The organism is Denitratisoma sp. agr-D3 (assembly GCF_054658675.1).
In genome coordinates, this window is the sequence record NZ_BAAGIA010000001.1 from 346,402 (window position 1) to 363,990 (window position 17,589).

The window sequence follows — 17,589 nt, forward strand, 5'->3', positions numbered from 1 at the left end:
TCTCAGTCCACCGTGGCGATGGTGAAGGGGATGGGGTTGCGCATGGTGTTGGCCACGGGGGAGAAGTAATTGGCCTTCTGCACGATGTCGTCCAGCTCGGCCTTGGCGGCGTCGCCCTCGATCAGCACCTTGACGCGGATCTCCTTGAAGCCCATGTCGGCGGGTTGGCGATCGGCGCCGCCGGCGCCCCAGGCTGCGGTGTTGCCGATGTCCGCCTCAAGGAAGATTTCCAGGCGGGACAGCTTCACCTGGCGATAGGTGGCGATGGCGGTGATGCCCACACCCAGGCAGCCGCCCAGGGCGGACAGCACGATCTCGCCCGGTGCGGGGGCGGTGTTCTCGCCGAACAGGTGCAGCGGCTCATCCACCACGACCGGGTTGTGGATGCCAACGAAGCTCCAGGAACGGAACTGGCCCTGCATCACGGTGTGGACCTTGTTGGTACCGCGCCGCTCGGGGTTTTCCTTGCCGGAGGCGGCGAATTTCAACAGGCCATCGCGGTCGATGGGACGCAGATAGGTTTTGACGGTTTCGGTGGACATGGAATGACTCCTGTGGGGGATGGGGGTGAAGGAAACGGTGGATCGTTGTGGTTGGGATCGTCGGCGGATGAGGCCGTCTCAGAACAGCAGGGGTTCGAAGTCGACCTTGGTCACGCCGCACTCGGGGCAGTACCAGTCGTCGGGAATGTCGGCGAAGGCGGTGCCCGGCGCGATGCCGTGCTCCGGGTCGCCCAGGGTCTCGTCGTAAATCCAGTTGCAGACCTTGCAGATCCACTGGGTGGTTTCAATGGTGTCGCTCATGACGGTTCCTTGATGATGACGGGTTCAGACGCAACCGCAGCCCTGGCCGCTTTCGATGCGGGCGATTTCGCGCCGCAGATGCTTGGTGGCCGGCGTGACGATGGCGATGAAATAGGCTTCCCGCAGTCGGCGCTGGGCCGGATTGCGTACCAGGTAGCCCTTCGCGCCCTGGTGCAGCATGGCGGCGTTGGCTGCCTTGACCGAGAGTTCGCCGCCGGCCAGGCGCAGCTTCAGCACTTCCAGGGGGAAGCCGGCGGGCACGGGGGCGCCGAGCTGGTCGGCCATGGCGTAGGTGGCGTCGCGGGCGCCGGACAGGGCAGCCTCGATGTCGCCCACCTGGTCGTCCAGGTACTGATTGACGTGGGACAGGCTGCGATTGGCCTGATGCATCAGATCGCAACAGGCGTCGATCAGTCCCAGGCCCATGCCCATCTGGGCCAGGATCATGCCGGGCTTGATGCGCTTGACGTAGGCGGCGGACTGGCCGGGATGGGACAGCACGCGGTTGTCGGGGATGAAGGTTTCCTTGAAATGGCAGGCCAGGGTGCGGGTGCCGTCGAGGGCGACGAAGTGGGCGCAGTCCACCAGCTTGAAACCGGGCTGGCCGCAATCGACCAGGACGAAGACCAGGCCGTCGTCGCCAGCCTCGTGGCCTTCCACCGGGCAGCCGGTGGCGAAGTAGTGGTCGGGACCCAGGTTGGACACCCAGGGCAGCACGCCGTTGATGATGTAGCCGCCGTCGACGCGCTTGGCGGAGAGACGGAAGTCCTCAATGGTGTCGCAGGATTTGACGGTGTTGGAAAGGCCGGTGCCCGCCAGAATCTCGCCGGAGACGATGCGGGGCAGGAAGTGCTCCTTGGCCCAGGTGTTGTCGGATTGTTCGATGTAGCGGGCGCAGGCGGTTTGGCACCAGACCAGGAAGCCGCTGGACAGGCAGGATTTGGAAACCTCCTCCATCACCTGCACCACGTGCTTCATGCCGAGGCCGTTGCCGCCGTACTCAGAAGACACGGCGCCGCGGAAGCCGCCGGCCCGACCCAGGGCCTTCATGAAATGTTCGGGATATTCGGCCTTGAGGTCCACGTCCAGGATCTTGGGCAGGAGCTCGGTGGCGATGACGGCGCGTACCAGGGAAAGGTCGGCGGCAAGCTCGTCGGCGGGGGCGGCGGCAAAAGCGGGTTGGACGGCGTTCATGAAGGCTTCCTCTCTGGTCGGGTTGGTGACCCGGTGGGTTAGGACTTGCCTTCTCCATGGCAACCGCCGTGCCAGGGATATCTATCTTTGTAGATCAGTGGGTTATGGATTTGCGCGCTACGCTACGAATCCATAGTGTGAACAATTTGTCTACACTTTGCCGGTGGGTTTTTTCGGCGTCTCGATGCCCAGGCGTTCCAGGCGGTAGCTGAGCTGGCGCAGGGTCAGGTTGAGGGCCTTGGCCGTGCGGGACTTGTTGCCGCCGTGGGCAGCCAGGGCGGCGGCGATGGTCGCTTTTTCCTCCTGGCCGACGTTCTGGTAGCCGCGCACCACCGAGGGCGGCGTGGGTTGGCCGCTGCCGACGCCGCTGCGGAATTCGCCGAGCCCCCGCGTCGCTGACGGTGCTTCGAGTACCTGGCCCTGGGCCTCGGTGACCAGGGCGTAGTCCACGGCGGTCTCGTCCACCGCATCGTCCCGGGACAAGAGGACGATGCGTTCCAGCACGTTGTAGAGCTGGCGGATGTTGCCGGGCCAGGGATAGGAGACCAGGCTGGACAGGGCGGCCGGTTCGATCAGCACGTTGCGTTGGTGGCGCTGGTTCAGTTGGGAGAGGAAGTGCCGCACCAGCAGCTTGATGTCGCCGGGGCGCTCGCGCAGGGCAGGCAGGCGGATGGGAATGACGTTGAGCCGGTAGTAGAGGTCGAGGCGGAACTGACCGTGGCGCACCAGGCCCATCATGTCCTGGTGGGTGGCAGCGACGATGCGCACGTCCACCGGAATCTCCTTGCGGCCGCCGAGCCGCTCCACCACTTTTTCCTGCAACACCCGCAGCAGCTTGACCTGCACCGGTAAGGGCAGGTCGCCGATCTCGTCGAGGAACAGGGTGCCGCCGTTGGCCTGTTCGAAACGGCCGATGCGCTGTTGGTGGGCATTGGTGAAGGCGCCCTTCTCGTGGCCGAACAGCTCCGACTCGAACAGGGTGTCGGGAATCGCCGCGCAATTGACCTTGACGAAGGGCGCCTCGCGGCGGTCGCTCTGCAAGTGCAGGGCGCGGGCGAAGAGTTCCTTGCCGGTGCCGGATTCGCCGAGCAGCAACACCGTGGCGTCGCTGGCGGCGACCTGGGTCAGTTGGCCCAGGGCCGAGAGCAATTGCGGCGATTCGCCGACGATGCCCCAGGTGGATTTGGCCTGGGTCTGCTGTCCCAGGGCCGCGCGCAGGCTGAGATTTTCCGCCTTGAGCCGGGCGGTGCGTTCCTCCAGCAACTGGTTGAGCTTGAAGATCTGGCCGATCAGTTCGGCCACCGTGCGCAGGATTTGCAAATCGGCGCCGAGGGAACGCTGGCGCGAACGCAGGCGATGGACGCCGAGCACGGCGGTGACCTGGCGATCCACCAGGATGGGCAGGGCGATGAAGGACACCGTTTCCTTGGGCAGGGTTTCCCGGCGCACCGCCCGGGCCAGATAGGCCGGCTCGTCGTCGATGTCCTGCACGATCAGGGTTTCGCCGGTCTGCATGACGCGACCGGTGACCCCCTCGCCCAGGGCATAGCGGCCGCGCTCGATTTCCTCCCGGCTGAGGCCGTAGGCGTAGCGGATAGCCAGTTGCTTGCCGTCGTGCTGAACCACCCGGCCCCGATTGAGGCCCAGCAGTTCCGACAGCAGGTGCAGCATCTCGCGGATCGCCGGGTCCGGTTCCAGGCCTCGTCCCAGAAGGCGGATGCTCTCGCGCAGCAGGAGCTGCTCCTGGTCACCGAGGTTTTCTTTTTCTTCCGGCGGTAAAAGGATGGGGTTGGTGTCGTTCACGGCTTGAGCGGGTATCAAAATCCAAGCCTATAGGTTGCCACGTTTCGCCGCGTCGCGGCGGCGCAGGACGATGGCATGGCGGTGCCGCCATGCCCAACCTCAATCGACCAGGGCCGCCAAGCCTTGCCTGCCGACCGGGGCGTTCGCCAGCCAGGGAATCAGGCCGCATCGCTTCGCCAAGTCGCGGGAAACCCTTTCAATGAACGGTACTTCATAGGTACCGCGTTGGCTCAGGAGTGGGTCCCGGGTGCCGCTCGCCAGCAGCGACTGGTTGATCACCCAGGCAAAGGGCGTGATTCCGGCCCGGGCCAAATCGCCCTGGAGCCGCTCGGCTTCATGGACCGGCGTTGCCTCGGGCAGGGTGACAATCAGCACGTGGGTGAAGTCCTTGTCCCGCAGGCGCGGCAGCAATTCACGCACGGACTCCGGCATATCCCCCTGGGTTCGCATTACTTCCCGGTGGTAGGCCTCGGCGGCGTCCAACAGCAGGATGGTGTGGCCGGTCGGGGCCGTGTCCAGGACCACGAAGCCGTCCTTGCCCTGGTCCACGGTACGGGCAAAGGCGCGGAAGACGGCGATTTCCTCCGTGCAGGGAGACCGCAAGTCTTCTTCGAGCATGGCCTTGCCTGCGGCATCGAGATGCTTGCCCGCCTTGTCGAGCACTTCCTGGGTGTATTGGGCAACCTCGGCCTCCGGATCAATGCGGGTGACCGACAGGTTGGGAATGGCGCCATCCACTGTCGACGCCACGTGGGCCGCCGGGTCGGTGGTGGACAAGGTCACCTGGCCGCCTTTTTGCGCCAGGGCCAGGGCGATGGCTGCCGCTACCGTGGTTTTGCCGACGCCGCCCTTGCCCATGGTCATGACCACCCCGTGGCCAGCTTGGGCGATCTCTTCGATCAGGGGCTTGAGTCCCGCTGGTAAATCAATGGCCGACGGATGCGCTGTTGCGGGCGGCGCCACGGCTATCTCGGGATAAACCATCAGGCGCAGGGATTCCAGCCCGACGGTGCCCCGGGGCAGGAAGGGAATGGTTGTGCTGGGCAGTCCCGCCAGGGTGGTCGGCATCTGCGCCAAGGCCTGCACCGATCGTTGGCTCATGGCCATGGCCACGGCATCATCCTGCCGGTCCGTGCTGAACACGCCATTGACCGCCAAGTGCATGTTCTCGATGCCCAGGTCCGCCAGTTCTCCGTGGGTGCGAGCCGCCTCCCGCAGCGAGGCGGTGTCCGGACGGCTCACCAGAATCACCGTGGTTTCCTGGGCATTGGACAAGCGGGCCACGGTGGCGGCGTAGAGGGCTTTCTGTTTTTCCAGGCCAGCCAGTGGGCCCAGGCAGGAGGCGCCGCCGGTGGAAGTGGCAATGAATTCGTCCCAGGCCGACGGCAGGGTCAGCAGCCTCAGGGTATGTCCGGTGGGCGCGGTGTCGAAGATCACGTGATCGAAGTCCGCCGTGGCCGTCGGATCGCCCAGCAATTTGGAGAATTCGTCAAAGGCGGCGATCTCCACGGTGCAGGCCCCGGAGAATTGTTCCTCCATGCTCTGGATTGCGGCCGTCGGTAGTACGCCCCGGTAAGGGGACACCATGCGCTCCCGATAGGCATGGGCCGCCGCCTCCGGGTCGATGTTGAGGGCAAACAATCCCGGCGCTCCGGGAATGGCGGTTGGTGCCTGACCCAGGGAAACGCCCAGCACCTCGTCAAGGTTGGACGCTGGATCGGTGCTGACGATCAGGACCTTTTTGCCGGCATCGGCCAGGGCCAGACCCGTGGCGCAGGAAAGGGAGGTCTTGCCGACTCCGCCCTTGCCGGTAAAGAACAGGAAGCGGGTATTCACCTGGGGCAAGGGCATGATGACTCCTTAGCAGGTTCCGGGTTTGCAGCCGCAGCTACCCGCCTTGATATGGGGCTTTTCTGCCGTGGTCAGGGTGATGCCCAGCTTCTGGGCCAACTGAACCCGCGAGGGATACATGCCGGTGGCGATGATGTGACCGTCCACCACGAGGATGGGCAGACGGTCGATGCCCGCCTCCATTTCCTTCACGACAGCCGGATTGGCGGCGAAGGCCTGGGGTTCCTGGCCCAGGTTGTGGCGCTCAACGGCAACACCGTGTTCCTCCACCCATTTGAGGTCGGCGGCGAACTGGGCCAAGACGGGATCCACATCGACGCCGCAAACGCCGGTGGAGCAACACATGGCGGGATCAAAGACCTCGAGTTTTTTCATGGCAATCTCCTTTTACGCGTTTGGGGCTTCGTACCAGCCCTTGGAAGCATTGACGATCTTAACCACCAACAACATGACCGGCACTTCAATGAGAACACCGACCACGGTGGCCAGGGCGGCCCCGGACTGGAAACCGAACAGGCTGATGGCGGCGGCGACGGCCAACTCAAAGAAGTTGGAGGCGCCGATCAGAGCCGAGGGGCAAGCGATGTTGTGCTTTTCGCCGACGGCGCGATTCAGCCAGTAGGCCAGGGCTGAGTTCAGCAAGACCTGGATCAGGATGGGCACCGCGAGCAAGGCGATCACCAGCGGCTGTTGGATGATGGCCTCGCCCTGGAAGGCGAACAGCAGGATCAATGTGGCCAGCAGCGCCGTGATGGACCAGGGGCCGATTTTCTCCATGGCGGCATCGAAGGCAGCCTGCCCCTTGGACAACAAGGACCTACGCAGCCACTGGGCCAGAATCACCGGGATCACGATGTAGAGCACCACCGAGGTGAACAGGGTGGCCCAGGGCACGCTAATGGCGGAAATTCCCAGCAATAGGCCCACCAACGGTGCGAAGGCCACCACCATGATGGAATCGTTCAAGGCCACTTGGGAAAGGGTGAACAGCGGGTCACCATTGGACAGCCGGCTCCAGACGAAGACCATGGCCGTGCAAGGCGCGGCGGCCAACAGAATCAGCCCGGCGATGTAGCTGTCCAACTGGTCGGCCGGCAGCATGGGGGCAAACAGATGGCGGATGAACAGCCAGCCCAGGAAGGCCATGGAGAAAGGTTTGACCAGCCAATTGACGAACAGGGTGACGCCGATGCCTTTGACGTGTTGACGCACCTCGTGGAGAGCACCGAAGTCCACCTTGACCAACATGGGGATGATCATGACCCAGATCAGCAGCCCCACCGGCAGATTGACCTGGGCGACTTCCATCTGGCCGATGGTCTGGAAGACGCTCGGGGCAAGCTGCCCGAGCAGGATGCCGGCCACGATGCAGAGGAACACCCAGAGGGTCAGCCAGCGTTCAAAGCGGCTCATGGGGATTCCGCTACCGGCCTTCACGGCGACTTCGCATTGGGCGCTCATAGGGACAGAGCCTCCCGCACGGCGGGAATCAGGCGCGCCCGAATGTCGTCCCGTACCTGGATGAAGCTCTCCAGGGGTTCGCCATGGGGATCATGGAAGCCCACGTGAATCCGCTTTGCCGGACGGGGGAAGATGGGGCAGGTTTCCTTGGCGTTGTCACAGACGCTGACCACCAGGTCGATTTCCTGGTCCATCACCTCCTCAACCGTTTTGGGATACAGGCCCTCGGTCGGCAGGCCGGCAAGTCTCAAGGCCTCGATGGCGCCATCGGCCACCTTGGGTTGGGGCTGGGTACCGGCGGAAATCCCCCGCACCAGACCGGCCAGGTCGTGATTGAGGATGGCCTCTCCCATCTGGGAGCGGCAGGAGTTTCCGGTGCAAAGCACCAGGACGGTCTTGGCTGTGGTCATGGTGGGGCGTGACGGATGAAGAGTGATCGGGACTTACTCGCTTTGTTCCCGCAGCCGACCGATGCCGTCCAGTTCCTTCTTGAGGGACATGGCATCAAGCTTGGCAAACGGAAGGTGGGTGAACAGGGATATTCGGCGGTTGAGCAGGTGGAAGGCCGTGGACACGGCCTCCCGCTTGTCTTCGTCGCTGCCTTCCACGGCGGCAGGATCCTCAATGCCCCAGTGGGCCGTCATGGGCTGACCTGGCCAAACCGGGCAGACCTCTCCGGCGGCGTTGTCGCAGACGGTAAAAACAAAATCCATGCGCGGGGCTTGAGGCACGGCGAAAGCGTTCCAACTCTTGCTACTGAGGTTTTCCGTCGGCAAGCCCTGGCTGGCAAGAAGGGCCAGTACCCAGGGATTGACCTTGCCGGCGGGATGGCTGCCCGCGCTGTATGCCCGGAAACGGCCTCGACCGAGATGGTTGAGGATGGACTCCGCCATGATGCTGCGGGCGGAGTTGCCGGTACAAAGAAACAAAACGTTGAATACGCGATCAGTCACGATGTGACTCCTTTCAGCAGGCAGATTTGGTCCGGGCTCGCCGTTTGGTCACGCTGCTGGCAGCGCCGGTTTTCGGCAGGCAGGCTTGGCCGTTGCAGCAGTTGTCGGTGAGGAAAGCGATCAGGTCGTCCATCGTTCCGTAGTTGGCGGCGTAGCGGATGAAGCGACTGTCGCGCGTGCCGGCGATGAGGCCGACCCGACTCAGGTGGGCCAGATGGAAGGACAGGGTGGCGGGCACCATGGCGAGCTGGTCGCTGATGGCGCTGGCGTTCATGCCCTCCGGGCCCGCTTCCACCAAGAGGCGGAAGATGGCGAGACGGGTTTCGTGGCCCAGGGCGGCGAAGATTTCGGCGGCGGTTAACGTTTCCATGATTTGAATATTATCAAACTATGGAAATGTTGCCGGATTTTCTTTAGCGCCCTGGTGGGCAATGGCGCGAGGAGGGGACGCGAGGGGCGGTCGGCGGACTTCCGACCGACGCTACGCGGACAGAGCTATTCGGCCCATCCTTAGTCGTATAGCGAGGCCGCGGCGGCCAGGGCCTGCCGCACCTGTCGCCGTAGTTCGGGGGGCGACAGTACTTCCACGTCGGCGCCGTACTTGAGGATGTCCATCATCAGTTCCCGGTGGTCGGCGTAGGGCACTTCCAGCCGGTAGCGGCCATCGGCGTCGAAGCGGCTCTTCTGGCGCGGGTGCCATTGTTCCTTGGCCACCCAGCGCGCCCGTGCCGGCGAGAAGGCCAGGGTCGCCCATTGCACTTTCTTGCCGCTGAAAATGCCGTAGCCGGGGCCGAGCACCTCGTCCAGGCTGCGGGCCGACATTTCCTTGGCGGGCTTTTCCAGCACTGCGGAGGACTGGATGGAATCCAGGGCGAAGCTGCGCAGTTCGTTGCGCAGGTGGCACCAGGCGTCCAGATACCAGTTCTCCCGGTAGTGCACCAGGCGCTGGGGCGAGACTTCCCGCTCGGTCTGTTCGCCCTTGCCCTTGGACAGATAGGCGATCCTGAGCCGCTTGCGGCCGATCAGGGCCGAGCCTACCCGCTCGAAGCAATCCAGGGACACCTGGCGGCGACCCATCGCCAGCACCGAAACGCGCCGCTTCACCTCCTCCGCACTGTTGTCCGCCGTGCCTAGCAGGGCGTTGAGCCGGGCCATCAGGGGCTGGATGTGGGGCGTCAGGATGCCGCCGGAATCCAGCCCCGCCAGCAGGTGCTGCATGGTCAGCAGGGCGTGGATTTCCGCCGGGGAGAACCACAGCCCCGGCAGTTCGTACTTGTCGCCGAGCTGCGGCCCGCCGTCGAAACGGTAGCCGTTGGCATCCCGGTCGTAGACGATGGGCGCGTTGAGCCGACTGCGCATGAACTCCAGATCCCGACGCAGGGTGGCGCGGGAGATTTCCAGTTCTTCCAGCAGGGCCTGGAAGCTCACCACCTTGCGCTCGGTGATGAGCTGGTCGATCTTGTAGAAGCGCTCGGTCTGGTTCATGACGGGATTGAGGATCGCTAAAGTCGCTACCGCTCGTCCTGAGCGTAGTGCAACCCACGGAGTCGAAGGGCGCGGGATGGATGGGTATTCCCGTATTTCGACTCCGCTGCGCTACGCTCAATACGAACGGGTTGGGGTGTGGCTGCCATCTCCTTACAGGCCGAGGGTCGCCCAGAGTGCGTCCACCTTCAGCTTCACCGCCTCATCCATGACGATGGGCCGGCCCCATTCCCGCGTGGTTTCGCCGGGCCACTTGTTGGTGGCGTCGAGGCCCATCTTGCTGCCAAGACCGGCCACCGGCGAAGCGAAGTCCAGGTAGTCGATGGGCGTGTTGTCCGCCAACAGGGTGTCGCGGCTGGCGTCCATGCGCGTGGTGATGGCCCAGATGACCTCCTGCCAGCTGCGAATGTCCACGTCCTCGTCCACCACGATGATGAACTTGGTGTACATGAACTGGCGCAGGAAACTCCAGATGCCGAACATGACTCGCTTGGCGTGGCCGGGGTACTGCTTCTTGATGCTGACCACGGCCAGGCGGTAGGAACAGCCCTCCGGTGGCAGGTAGAAGTCGGTGATCTCGGGGAACTGTTTTTGCAGCAGGGGCACGAACACTTCGTTCAGTGCCACGCCCAGCATGGCGGGTTCGTCCGGCGGCTTGCCGGTGTAGGTGCTGTGGTAGATGGGGTTCTTGCGCATGGTGATGCGCTCGACGGTGAACACGGGAAACTCTGCCTGCTCGTTGTAGTAGCCGGTGTGATCGCCGTAGGGGCCTTCGAGGGCGGTCTCGCCGGGATGGATCACGCCCTCCAACACGATCTCCGCCGAGGCGGGCACTTGCAGGCTGTTGCCCAGGCATTTGACCAACTCGGTCTTGCCGCCCCGCAGCAGGCCGGCGAACTGGTATTCGGACAGGGTGTCGGGCACCGGCGTCACCGCGCCGAGGATGGTGGCCGGGTCGCAGCCCAAGACCACCGCCACGGGGTAGGGCTGGTCGGGATGGTGCTGGCAATGGTCGCGGTAGTCCAGGGCACCGCCGCGATGGGCCAGCCAGCGCATGATGACTTTGTTTTTGCCGATGACTTGCTGGCGGTAGATGCCCAGGTTCTGTCGCGCCTTGTGCGGGCCGCGGGTGACGGTGAGGCCCCAGGTGATCAGGGGGGCCACGTCGCCGGGCCAGCAGTGCTGAATGGGCAGGCGGGCCAGGTCCACCTCTTCGCCTTGCCACACCACTTCCTGGCAGGGGGCGGAGGACAGCACCTTGGGGGCCATGTTGAGCACTTGCTTGAGCAGGGGCAGCTTGTCCCAGGCGTCGCGCAGGCCCTTGGGCGGTTCCGGCTCCTTGAGGGCCGACAGGGTGCGGCCCACTTCGCGCAGGGCGCCTTGCCAATCGGCCTGTTCGGCGATGGGCACGCCCATGCCGAAGGCCACCCGTTCCGGCGTGCCGAACAGGTTGGCCAGCACCGGCATGGCCTGGGGCACGCCCTGGGTGACGGGATTTTCAAACAGCAGGGCCGGGCCACCGGCGCGCAGCACCCGGTCGGCAATTTCGGTCATTTCCAGGTGGGTGTCCACCGGCACGGTGATGCGTTTGAGTTCGCCCCGCTGTTCCAGCTGGGCAATGAAGTCGCGCAGGTCGCGGTAGGCCATGGGGGGGAAACCGGGCTGTTGATCTGGCCCGATTATACGAAGCCCCGTTGTCGGGCCGGACAGACTAGGCCTGCTGAGGGATGTGGCGGGTCAGTGCGGCCTCGAAACTGTTGTGGATGTTTTCCCAGTCCAGGTGGGCCACGGACGGGGCGGCCTGGTGGCGCAGGCGTTGGCGCAATTCGTCGTTGCTGGCCACCTCCACCGCCGCTTCGACGAAGGAGGCGCTGGCGCCGTTGGGCACCAGGCGGCCATTCACCCGGTCGCGGATCAATTCCCCCGCCGCGCCGTAGTCGAAGGCCACCACCGCCAGGCCGCTGGCCATGGCCTCGGTCGTCACGTTGCCGAAGGTTTCCGTCATGCTGGGGAAGAGGAACAGGTCCGCCGAGGCGTAGTGCTCGGCCAGGTCCTCGCCATGGCGCATGCCGACGAACAGGTAGGGCGACTGGCTGTCGCTGCGCCGGCGCAGGTCGGCGGCGGCCGGTCCATCGCCGACGAAGAGCAGGCGGGCGTTGGGCACTTTGTGGCGGATGGCATCAAAGGCGTGAATGGCCAGCCCCAGGTTCTTTTCCGGAGCGATGCGGCCGACGTAGGCCACCACCAGGTCGTCGTCCTTCAGGCCCCAGCGGGCACGCAGGGCGGCGGAACGGCGTTGAGGGGTGAACAGCTTGGTATCCACACCGCGGGAGAGCACCCCCACGTTGCGGAAGCCGTTTTCGTTGAGGGTGTCGGCCAGGCGGCGGGTGGGCACCAGGGTGGTGGCCGCCTTGTTATGGAAATGGCGCAGGTAGCGGATGATGCCGCCCCGCAGCCAGCCGATGCCGTAGTAGCGGCTGTAGGCGTCGAAGTTGGTGTGGAAGGTGGAGCTGACGGGAATGCCCAGTCGCCGTGCGGTATTCAGCGCTGCCCAGCCCAGGGGGCCTTCCGTCGCCACGTGCACGATGTGGGGTCGCTGGGCGGCCCAGAGGCGGTGCAGGGCGCGACCGTTGGGCAGACCGAAGCGCAGCCCCGGATAGCGGGGAATGGGCAGGCCCGGCACCACGACCTGCTCCAGCCCCGGCTGGGGTGGCGGCGCGTCGCTCTTGCCCTGGCGCGGCCGGATCAACTGCACGGCGTGGCCGCGCTGGCGCAGGCCGTCCACCATGCGACCCAGGGTCATGGCCACGCCATTGACTTCCGGCGCGAAGGTTTCGGTCACCAGGGCCACCCGCAGGGCGGCCCGGGGGGCGGATTCGATCAGGTTCTGGAATTCGGCGTGCATGACCCCATGGTGTGCCCGGGGCGCGACGGTTTGATGACAGGCCGGTGATGAATCCGTGACAGTGACGCCGTGGTCAGCCCAGCAGCACCAGGCCCCAGACCACGGCCACATTGACCAGGGACACCAGCACGGCGGCGCTGCCGATGTCCTTGGCCCGCTTGGCGAGGCGGTGGTTTTCCAGGGAGATGCGGTCCACCGCCGCTTCCACGGCAGAGTTGAGCAGTTCCACCATGAGCACTAGCAGCACGCTGGCGATCATCAGGGCGCGGCCCAGGTTGGGGGCGGGCAGCAGGCAGGCGGCGGGGATCAGCACCAGGGCCAGCCAGACTTCCTGGCGGAAGGCGTCCTCGTGGCGATAGGCCGCGGCGAGGCCGTCGAGGGAATAGTTGAAGGCGTTCCAGATGCGGGTGAGGCCGGTCTTGCCCTTGAAGGGGCTTTCTTGTTCGGACATAGTCGAAGTCAGGGTTGGTTGCGGGATTGGGAGGCGAGTTGAGCGTAAAGCGAGGCCAATTGCTTGGCCCGTTGCGGCGCCGACCATTCGTCGGCCCAGGCTCGGGCGGCCTGGCCCAGGTCGGCCAGACGCGCTTCGTCCCGCAGCAGGTCGTGCAGTCCGGCGGCGAAGGCAGCGGCCTCCTGGGGGGCGATGACGGCGCCGCGCAGGGGATCGAGGATGTCCTTGGTGCCCATCTCGGCGAAGGCGTAGGCGGGTACCCCGGCGGCCATGGCTTCCAGCAATACCAGGCCCTGGGTTTCGGTGCGGGAGGCGAACACGAAGACATCGGCGGCGGCGTAGCAGCCGGGCAGTTCCGTGGCCCGGTCCAGGTAGCCGATGAAGCGCACCTGGTCCTCGATGCCCAGTTGCCGCGCCTGCCGTTGCAGGGCCGGCAAGGCCGGGCCCTCGCCGGCCACCAGCAGCAGGAAGGACGGATTCAGGTCGCGCATGTGGCGGGTGGCTTCAAGCAGGAAGCCGATGTTCTTTTCATGGGCGACGCGGCCCACGTAGAGGCCTACCGGGCGGTCGGCGGGAATATCGTGACGGCGGCGGAAGGCAGCGCCGTCGCCGTCGCGGAAACGGTCCACCGGAATCCCCGTGGGCAGGATGTGCACCGGGGCATGGACGCCGTAACCGCGCAGCGTGTCTTCCATGGCGCGGGAGGGCACCACCACCGCGTCGAGGCCGTTGCACTGGCCCCGTGCGATGCAGCGCGCGGTGCCCTTGAGCAGGGGGCGCGGCAGCAGGGGCAGGTAGTGGTGGAAATATTCCTCGAAATGGGTGTGGTAGGTGGTCAGCACCGGCAGCCGGTGGCGGCGGGCGAAGCGGATGCCGGCGTAGTGGGCGGCGAAGGGCGTTTGGATATGCACCACGTCGAAGCGGCGCGGTGCCAGGCCGTGGGCAGTGCGGTGCAGCTTGCCCCAGTGCATCAGTCGGTCCTCGGGGTCGAAGGGCAGTTGCCGCGCCGGCACCCGGTGGATGTGGGCGTGCTGTTCCGGGGTTTGGTAGTCCGGGGCGATCAGGGTGACCTCGACCCCCTGTTCGGGCAGATCGCGGCGGAAGGTTTCGATGGACGTGGACACCCCGTTGATGCGGGGAAAGTACACGTCGGAGAGCATCAGTACGCGCAAGGGTTCGGTCATCATGCCCGCCACGGTAACGGCTCTGTATTGCGAAGGTATTACAGCGGCAAGACCGGGAGCCGCTCCCTGGGCGGAAGTGAGGTTTTTGCGATGTTTGAAATCGATGCCAAGGCCCACCCCGTGGCCGTTTCGGCGCGGCCGACGGGGTGAGAAATTACTAACACTGGAATCCAAATTAGATAACTATTTGGCATCCAGGTGGCCTATGATCGCCGGCTTTATTAGAAAACCGACCGGGAGAGGGCCTCATGTTCGGCAAGTCCAAACGTTTATTGCAGGCGCGGGATGAGGAAATTGCCGCTTTGAAGGCGGCCTTGCAGGAACGGGAGGACAAGCTGGCGTCCATGGGCGAGGCGCTTGACCAAACCCAGGCCCGCCTTGCCGAACAGGAACGTGCCGTGGCCTACGGTCAGGGCTTGTACCGCCAGATCAACACCTTCGGCGACTCCCTCAAATTGGTGCAGCAGACCCTGGCGACCCTCGCCCAGGCCATGAAGCAGGAAAAGGACGTGGCCGGCGACGCCGATCAATCGGTCCATGCCAGCGTCGCCGCCGTGGACCGGCTCGATGAGATCATTCATCTGCTGACGGTGAAGACCCAGCAGACCGGCGAGGCGGTGGTGACGTTGCGTTCCCGCACCACCGAGATCGGCAACTTTCTTGATCTCATCAAGGAGATCGCCGATCAGACCAACTTGTTGGCCCTCAACGCTGCCATCGAGGCGGCCCGTGCCGGCGAGGCCGGGCGCGGTTTTGCTGTGGTGGCGGACGAAGTGCGCAAGCTGGCGGTGCGCACCACCCAGGCCACTGCCCAGATCGCCGCCCTAGTGGACGGTGTCCAGTCGGAAACCGACAAGGCCAAGAACGAACTGGAGGTGACACCGGCCCAGATGGCTTCCTTCGCCGGCGAAGGGGAGGACGCCAAGCGCCACATCGCCGTGCTGCAAAAGGTATCCGATACCCTGGGTCACACCATTTCCGCCGTGGCCCTGCGTAGCTTCGTCGAGACGGCCAAGGTGGATCACCTGGTCTACAAGATGGAGGTGTACCGGGTGGTCATGGGGCTCAGCGACAAGGATGAAACGGGTTTTGCCAGTCACCGGGAATGTCGGCTCGGCAAGTGGTACTACGAAGGCGACGGCGCCGCCCTGTTCTCCTCCCTGCCCGGTTATCGGGAACTGGAGTTGCAACACATCGCCGTGCACAGCAACGGCACCGACGCGGTCAAGGCCCATCGCGGCGGTGATGGCGACGCTGCCATCACCGCCCTGGCCGGCATGGAAGAGGCCAGCTTGAAGGTGGTGGAATATCTGGAGCGCCTGGCGGCCGAGTCCGCGGTTCGCTGACGATCCTGGGGGCGGCGGTTACGCCAACCCGTATTTCTTCAGTCGGTATTCGAGTTTCGCCCGCGATATTCCGAGCAGGCGGGCAGCACTGGAAAGTTTCCCCTTGGACTGTTGCAGGGCCGCCTTCATCAGGGCTTTTTCCGCTTCCGGCAGTTCCAGTGAGCGGTTGGCGCCCATCTGTATCGTTGTCAGCAGATTTTCTACCAGGGCCGCGCTTTCGTCCTCGGCCTCCGGGCTGACTGCCGAAACCACCCCCTTGGTGTCGAGGGTGAGGGACTCCGGGCGCAGCTCTTCGCCGCAAGTGAAGAGATGGCACAGGTCGAGCGCATTGCCTTCGTCGGCGAGGATGACGGCGCGTTCAATGATGTTTTCCAGCTCGCGCACATTCCCCGGCCAGTCGTAATTGATCAGGGCATCGACCGCCCGTTCCTTGAAGCCGGTAATGTTCTTGCGGTGCTTGGTACAGAAGCGTTGTAGGAACCAATCGATGAGCACGGGAATGTCGTCGCGGCGGTCGCGTAGGGGCGGCACCCGGATCGGGAAGACGTTGAGCCGGAAATAAAGGTCTTCCCGGAAAGCACCGTTCTTGGCCTCCTCGCGCAAGTCCACGTTCGTCGCCGCGATCACCCGGACGTCCACCTTGCGTGTGCGACTGTCGCCGACCCGCTCGATTTCCCCTTCCTGCAAGGCGCGCAACAGCTTGCCTTGAGAGGTCAGGGAAAGGGTACCGATCTCGTCGAGGAACAGGGTGCCGCCATGGGCGCGTTCGAAACGTCCCGGGCGTGAAGCCGTGGCACCGGTGTAGCTACCCTTTTCCACGCCGAACAACTCGGACTCCATCAAATGTTCCGGAATCGCCGCGCAGTTCACCGCGATGAAGGGCTTGTCCGCGCGGTGGCTCAGGGCATGGAGGTTGCGGGCAAAGATTTCCTTGCCAACGCCGCTCTCGCCGAGGAAGAGCACCGTGGCATCGGTGGGCGCGGCCTTCTTGACCATGTGGCAAACCGCATTGAAGCCGGCCGACATGCCGATCATGCCGAAGTCGCCATTGGCGGCGTCTTCCGTGCGCTTCCTGTCACCCGTGTGCGGACGGTTTTTTTCGCGGGCCGACGGTTGCCATTGAACGAAATCGCCCACCTGCAAGTAGCGGGCATCCTCTTCCGGGTTGTCCCATTCGTCCAGGGGGCGGCCGATCACGCGACAGAACTCGTGGCCCATGCCCTTGCATTCGACCTCGCGGTAAAGAATCTGTCGACCCATGAAGGTGCTCGTGAACCCGCAGGCGTAACCGGTCTGCATCCAGCATACGGGTTCGTTGCCGATACCGTAGGAGGCGATGTGGGCTTCATTCTCGGACGAGTCGCGCCAGATGAATTCGCCGAAGTACTCCCCCAGTTCCACATCGATGACGAGATTGATCGGTTCCGAGAACACCACGCCCTCTAGGGAAAGCAATTGGGGACCCACCAGGAAGGAATCGTAGATGCCACTCTTGTGGCGGACCTTCTTGGTGAGTTCCGCATCCCGTGCGCCGGCCTGGTAGCCGATGCGGGTCAGCAGCCCACGCGCGGCTTCAAGGCCCATGCTTTCGATCAGTTCCCGCCGCAACGAGGCGAGGGAAGAAACATGTAGCAGGATCATCCTTCTGTCGTCGAGCATGATCCTTCCTTTGTCGGGAGTGAACCGCAGGCGCTTGGAAAGATCACCGATGTCGGGGAAGTTGGGCACGTACTTGGTGGCTACTTGGTCGAGTAGGGGCGTGCCATTGATCGTTTTTTTCTCGTCACTCATTTCGTCTCACTCACAGCTCGCATGCGCATGGTTGGGGCGCATAGGGGTCTGCAAAAACCATGCTCTCTGTTGCCGTCGTGTCATGGGTTGCCGTCGGCATGTCCTTCATCTGGATTTCATCAAGGCATGAAAACACCGCCTGAAAATCCAGCCACCGCTTTTCAGCATTACAAGAAAAATCGGTGGCGATGCCGGATGACCAGCGGATCGCCGTCGGCCATAGATATAGCACTTTTATTTCATTCATCAATAAAAACAACTTTTTATTTTTGAGTCGTCAATTAATTGCGGGACGTCCCGCCCCGCTGGCATAGCCGTTGCAATCCTCCTGTCCGACGCCTGCCAAGGCGACTCGACAAAAA

At 64.2% G+C, this 17,589-nt stretch carries 18 protein-coding genes and 1 pseudogene; 2 read left to right on the plus strand and 17 right to left on the minus strand.

What is annotated here, in order from left to right; all coding sequences use genetic code 11:
- Positions 1–2 precede the first annotated feature (2 nt).
- The 15 genes from ACYQ2U_RS01680 to ACYQ2U_RS01750 form a co-directional block, all read right to left on the minus strand.
- Positions 3–542 carry an OsmC family protein gene (locus ACYQ2U_RS01680; RefSeq protein WP_459948597.1) on the minus strand — a complete coding sequence of 180 codons (540 nt, stop codon included), beginning with the start codon at positions 540–542 and terminating at the stop codon, positions 3–5.
- A 78-nt stretch (positions 543–620) separates the two neighbouring features.
- Positions 621–803 carry a rubredoxin gene (locus ACYQ2U_RS01685; protein WP_459948598.1) on the minus strand — a complete coding sequence of 61 codons (183 nt, stop codon included), beginning with the start codon at positions 801–803 and terminating at the stop codon, positions 621–623.
- Between the two features lie 24 nt (positions 804–827).
- The gene (locus ACYQ2U_RS01690; RefSeq protein WP_459948599.1) at positions 828–1,997 is read right to left on the minus strand and encodes an acyl-CoA dehydrogenase family protein; all 1,170 of its coding nucleotides are present in this window, start codon (positions 1,995–1,997) and stop codon (positions 828–830) included.
- A gap of 150 nt (positions 1,998–2,147) precedes the next feature.
- A complete protein-coding gene (locus tag ACYQ2U_RS01695) occupies positions 2,148–3,800 on the minus strand; it encodes a sigma-54 interaction domain-containing protein (protein WP_459948600.1) in 1,653 nt (550 codons plus the stop codon).
- A 99-nt stretch (positions 3,801–3,899) separates the two neighbouring features.
- Positions 3,900–5,651 carry an arsenical pump-driving ATPase gene (arsA, locus tag ACYQ2U_RS01700; RefSeq protein ID WP_459948601.1) on the minus strand — a complete coding sequence of 584 codons (1,752 nt, stop codon included), beginning with the start codon at positions 5,649–5,651 and terminating at the stop codon, positions 3,900–3,902.
- A gap of 9 nt (positions 5,652–5,660) precedes the next feature.
- On the minus strand, positions 5,661–6,026 hold the full coding sequence (gene arsD / locus ACYQ2U_RS01705) for an arsenite efflux transporter metallochaperone ArsD (RefSeq protein WP_459948602.1): 366 nt from the start codon (positions 6,024–6,026) through the stop codon (positions 5,661–5,663).
- Between the two features lie 12 nt (positions 6,027–6,038).
- The gene (arsB, locus tag ACYQ2U_RS01710; protein ID WP_459949230.1) at positions 6,039–7,064 is read right to left on the minus strand and encodes an ACR3 family arsenite efflux transporter; all 1,026 of its coding nucleotides are present in this window, start codon (positions 7,062–7,064) and stop codon (positions 6,039–6,041) included.
- Between the two features lie 44 nt (positions 7,065–7,108).
- Positions 7,109–7,522 (minus strand): arsenate reductase ArsC, encoded by a 414-nt coding sequence (locus ACYQ2U_RS01715; RefSeq protein ID WP_459948603.1) that lies wholly within the window; start codon positions 7,520–7,522, stop codon positions 7,109–7,111.
- Between the two features lie 33 nt (positions 7,523–7,555).
- Positions 7,556–8,065, minus strand: coding sequence for an arsenate reductase ArsC (locus tag ACYQ2U_RS01720; protein WP_459948604.1), 510 nt, complete (start codon positions 8,063–8,065; stop codon positions 7,556–7,558).
- A 13-nt stretch (positions 8,066–8,078) separates the two neighbouring features.
- Complete coding sequence (locus ACYQ2U_RS01725; protein WP_459948605.1) at positions 8,079–8,435, minus strand: ArsR/SmtB family transcription factor; 357 nt, start codon at positions 8,433–8,435, stop codon at positions 8,079–8,081.
- Positions 8,436–8,575: 140 nt separating this feature from the next.
- A complete protein-coding gene (locus tag ACYQ2U_RS01730) occupies positions 8,576–9,550 on the minus strand; it encodes a helix-turn-helix transcriptional regulator (protein WP_459948606.1) in 975 nt (324 codons plus the stop codon).
- A 153-nt stretch (positions 9,551–9,703) separates the two neighbouring features.
- On the minus strand, positions 9,704–11,197 hold the full coding sequence (gene ubiD / locus ACYQ2U_RS01735) for a 4-hydroxy-3-polyprenylbenzoate decarboxylase (protein ID WP_459948607.1): 1,494 nt from the start codon (positions 11,195–11,197) through the stop codon (positions 9,704–9,706).
- Between the two features lie 64 nt (positions 11,198–11,261).
- A complete protein-coding gene (locus ACYQ2U_RS01740; RefSeq protein ID WP_459948608.1) occupies positions 11,262–12,455 on the minus strand; it encodes a glycosyltransferase family 4 protein in 1,194 nt (397 codons plus the stop codon).
- Between the two features lie 73 nt (positions 12,456–12,528).
- A complete protein-coding gene (locus tag ACYQ2U_RS01745; protein WP_459948609.1) occupies positions 12,529–12,906 on the minus strand; it encodes a diacylglycerol kinase in 378 nt (125 codons plus the stop codon).
- Between the two features lie 8 nt (positions 12,907–12,914).
- Positions 12,915–14,093: a glycosyltransferase gene (locus tag ACYQ2U_RS01750; protein WP_459948610.1), complete on the minus strand. Its 1,179-nt coding sequence runs from the start codon at positions 14,091–14,093 to the stop codon at positions 12,915–12,917.
- A gap of 488 nt (positions 14,094–14,581) precedes the next feature.
- Between ACYQ2U_RS01750 and ACYQ2U_RS01755 the strand changes: the two are divergent.
- Together ACYQ2U_RS01755 and ACYQ2U_RS01760 are read left to right on the plus strand one after the other, a co-directional pair.
- Positions 14,582–15,010 (plus strand): annotated as a pseudogene (locus ACYQ2U_RS01755) (methyl-accepting chemotaxis protein); the annotation flags it as partial.
- Positions 15,011–15,106: 96 nt separating this feature from the next.
- A complete protein-coding gene (locus ACYQ2U_RS01760) occupies positions 15,107–15,436 on the plus strand; it encodes a CZB domain-containing protein (RefSeq protein WP_459949231.1) in 330 nt (109 codons plus the stop codon).
- Positions 15,437–15,454: 18 nt separating this feature from the next.
- Here the strand turns inward: ACYQ2U_RS01760 and ACYQ2U_RS01765 are convergent, their stop codons facing one another.
- Positions 15,455–17,227 carry a sigma 54-interacting transcriptional regulator gene (locus ACYQ2U_RS01765; protein ID WP_459948611.1) on the minus strand — a complete coding sequence of 591 codons (1,773 nt, stop codon included), beginning with the start codon at positions 17,225–17,227 and terminating at the stop codon, positions 15,455–15,457.
- 10 nt (positions 17,228–17,237) lie between these two features.
- Complete coding sequence (locus tag ACYQ2U_RS01770) at positions 17,238–17,474, minus strand: hypothetical protein (protein WP_459948612.1); 237 nt, start codon at positions 17,472–17,474, stop codon at positions 17,238–17,240.
- Positions 17,475–17,589: the final 115 nt, after the last annotated feature.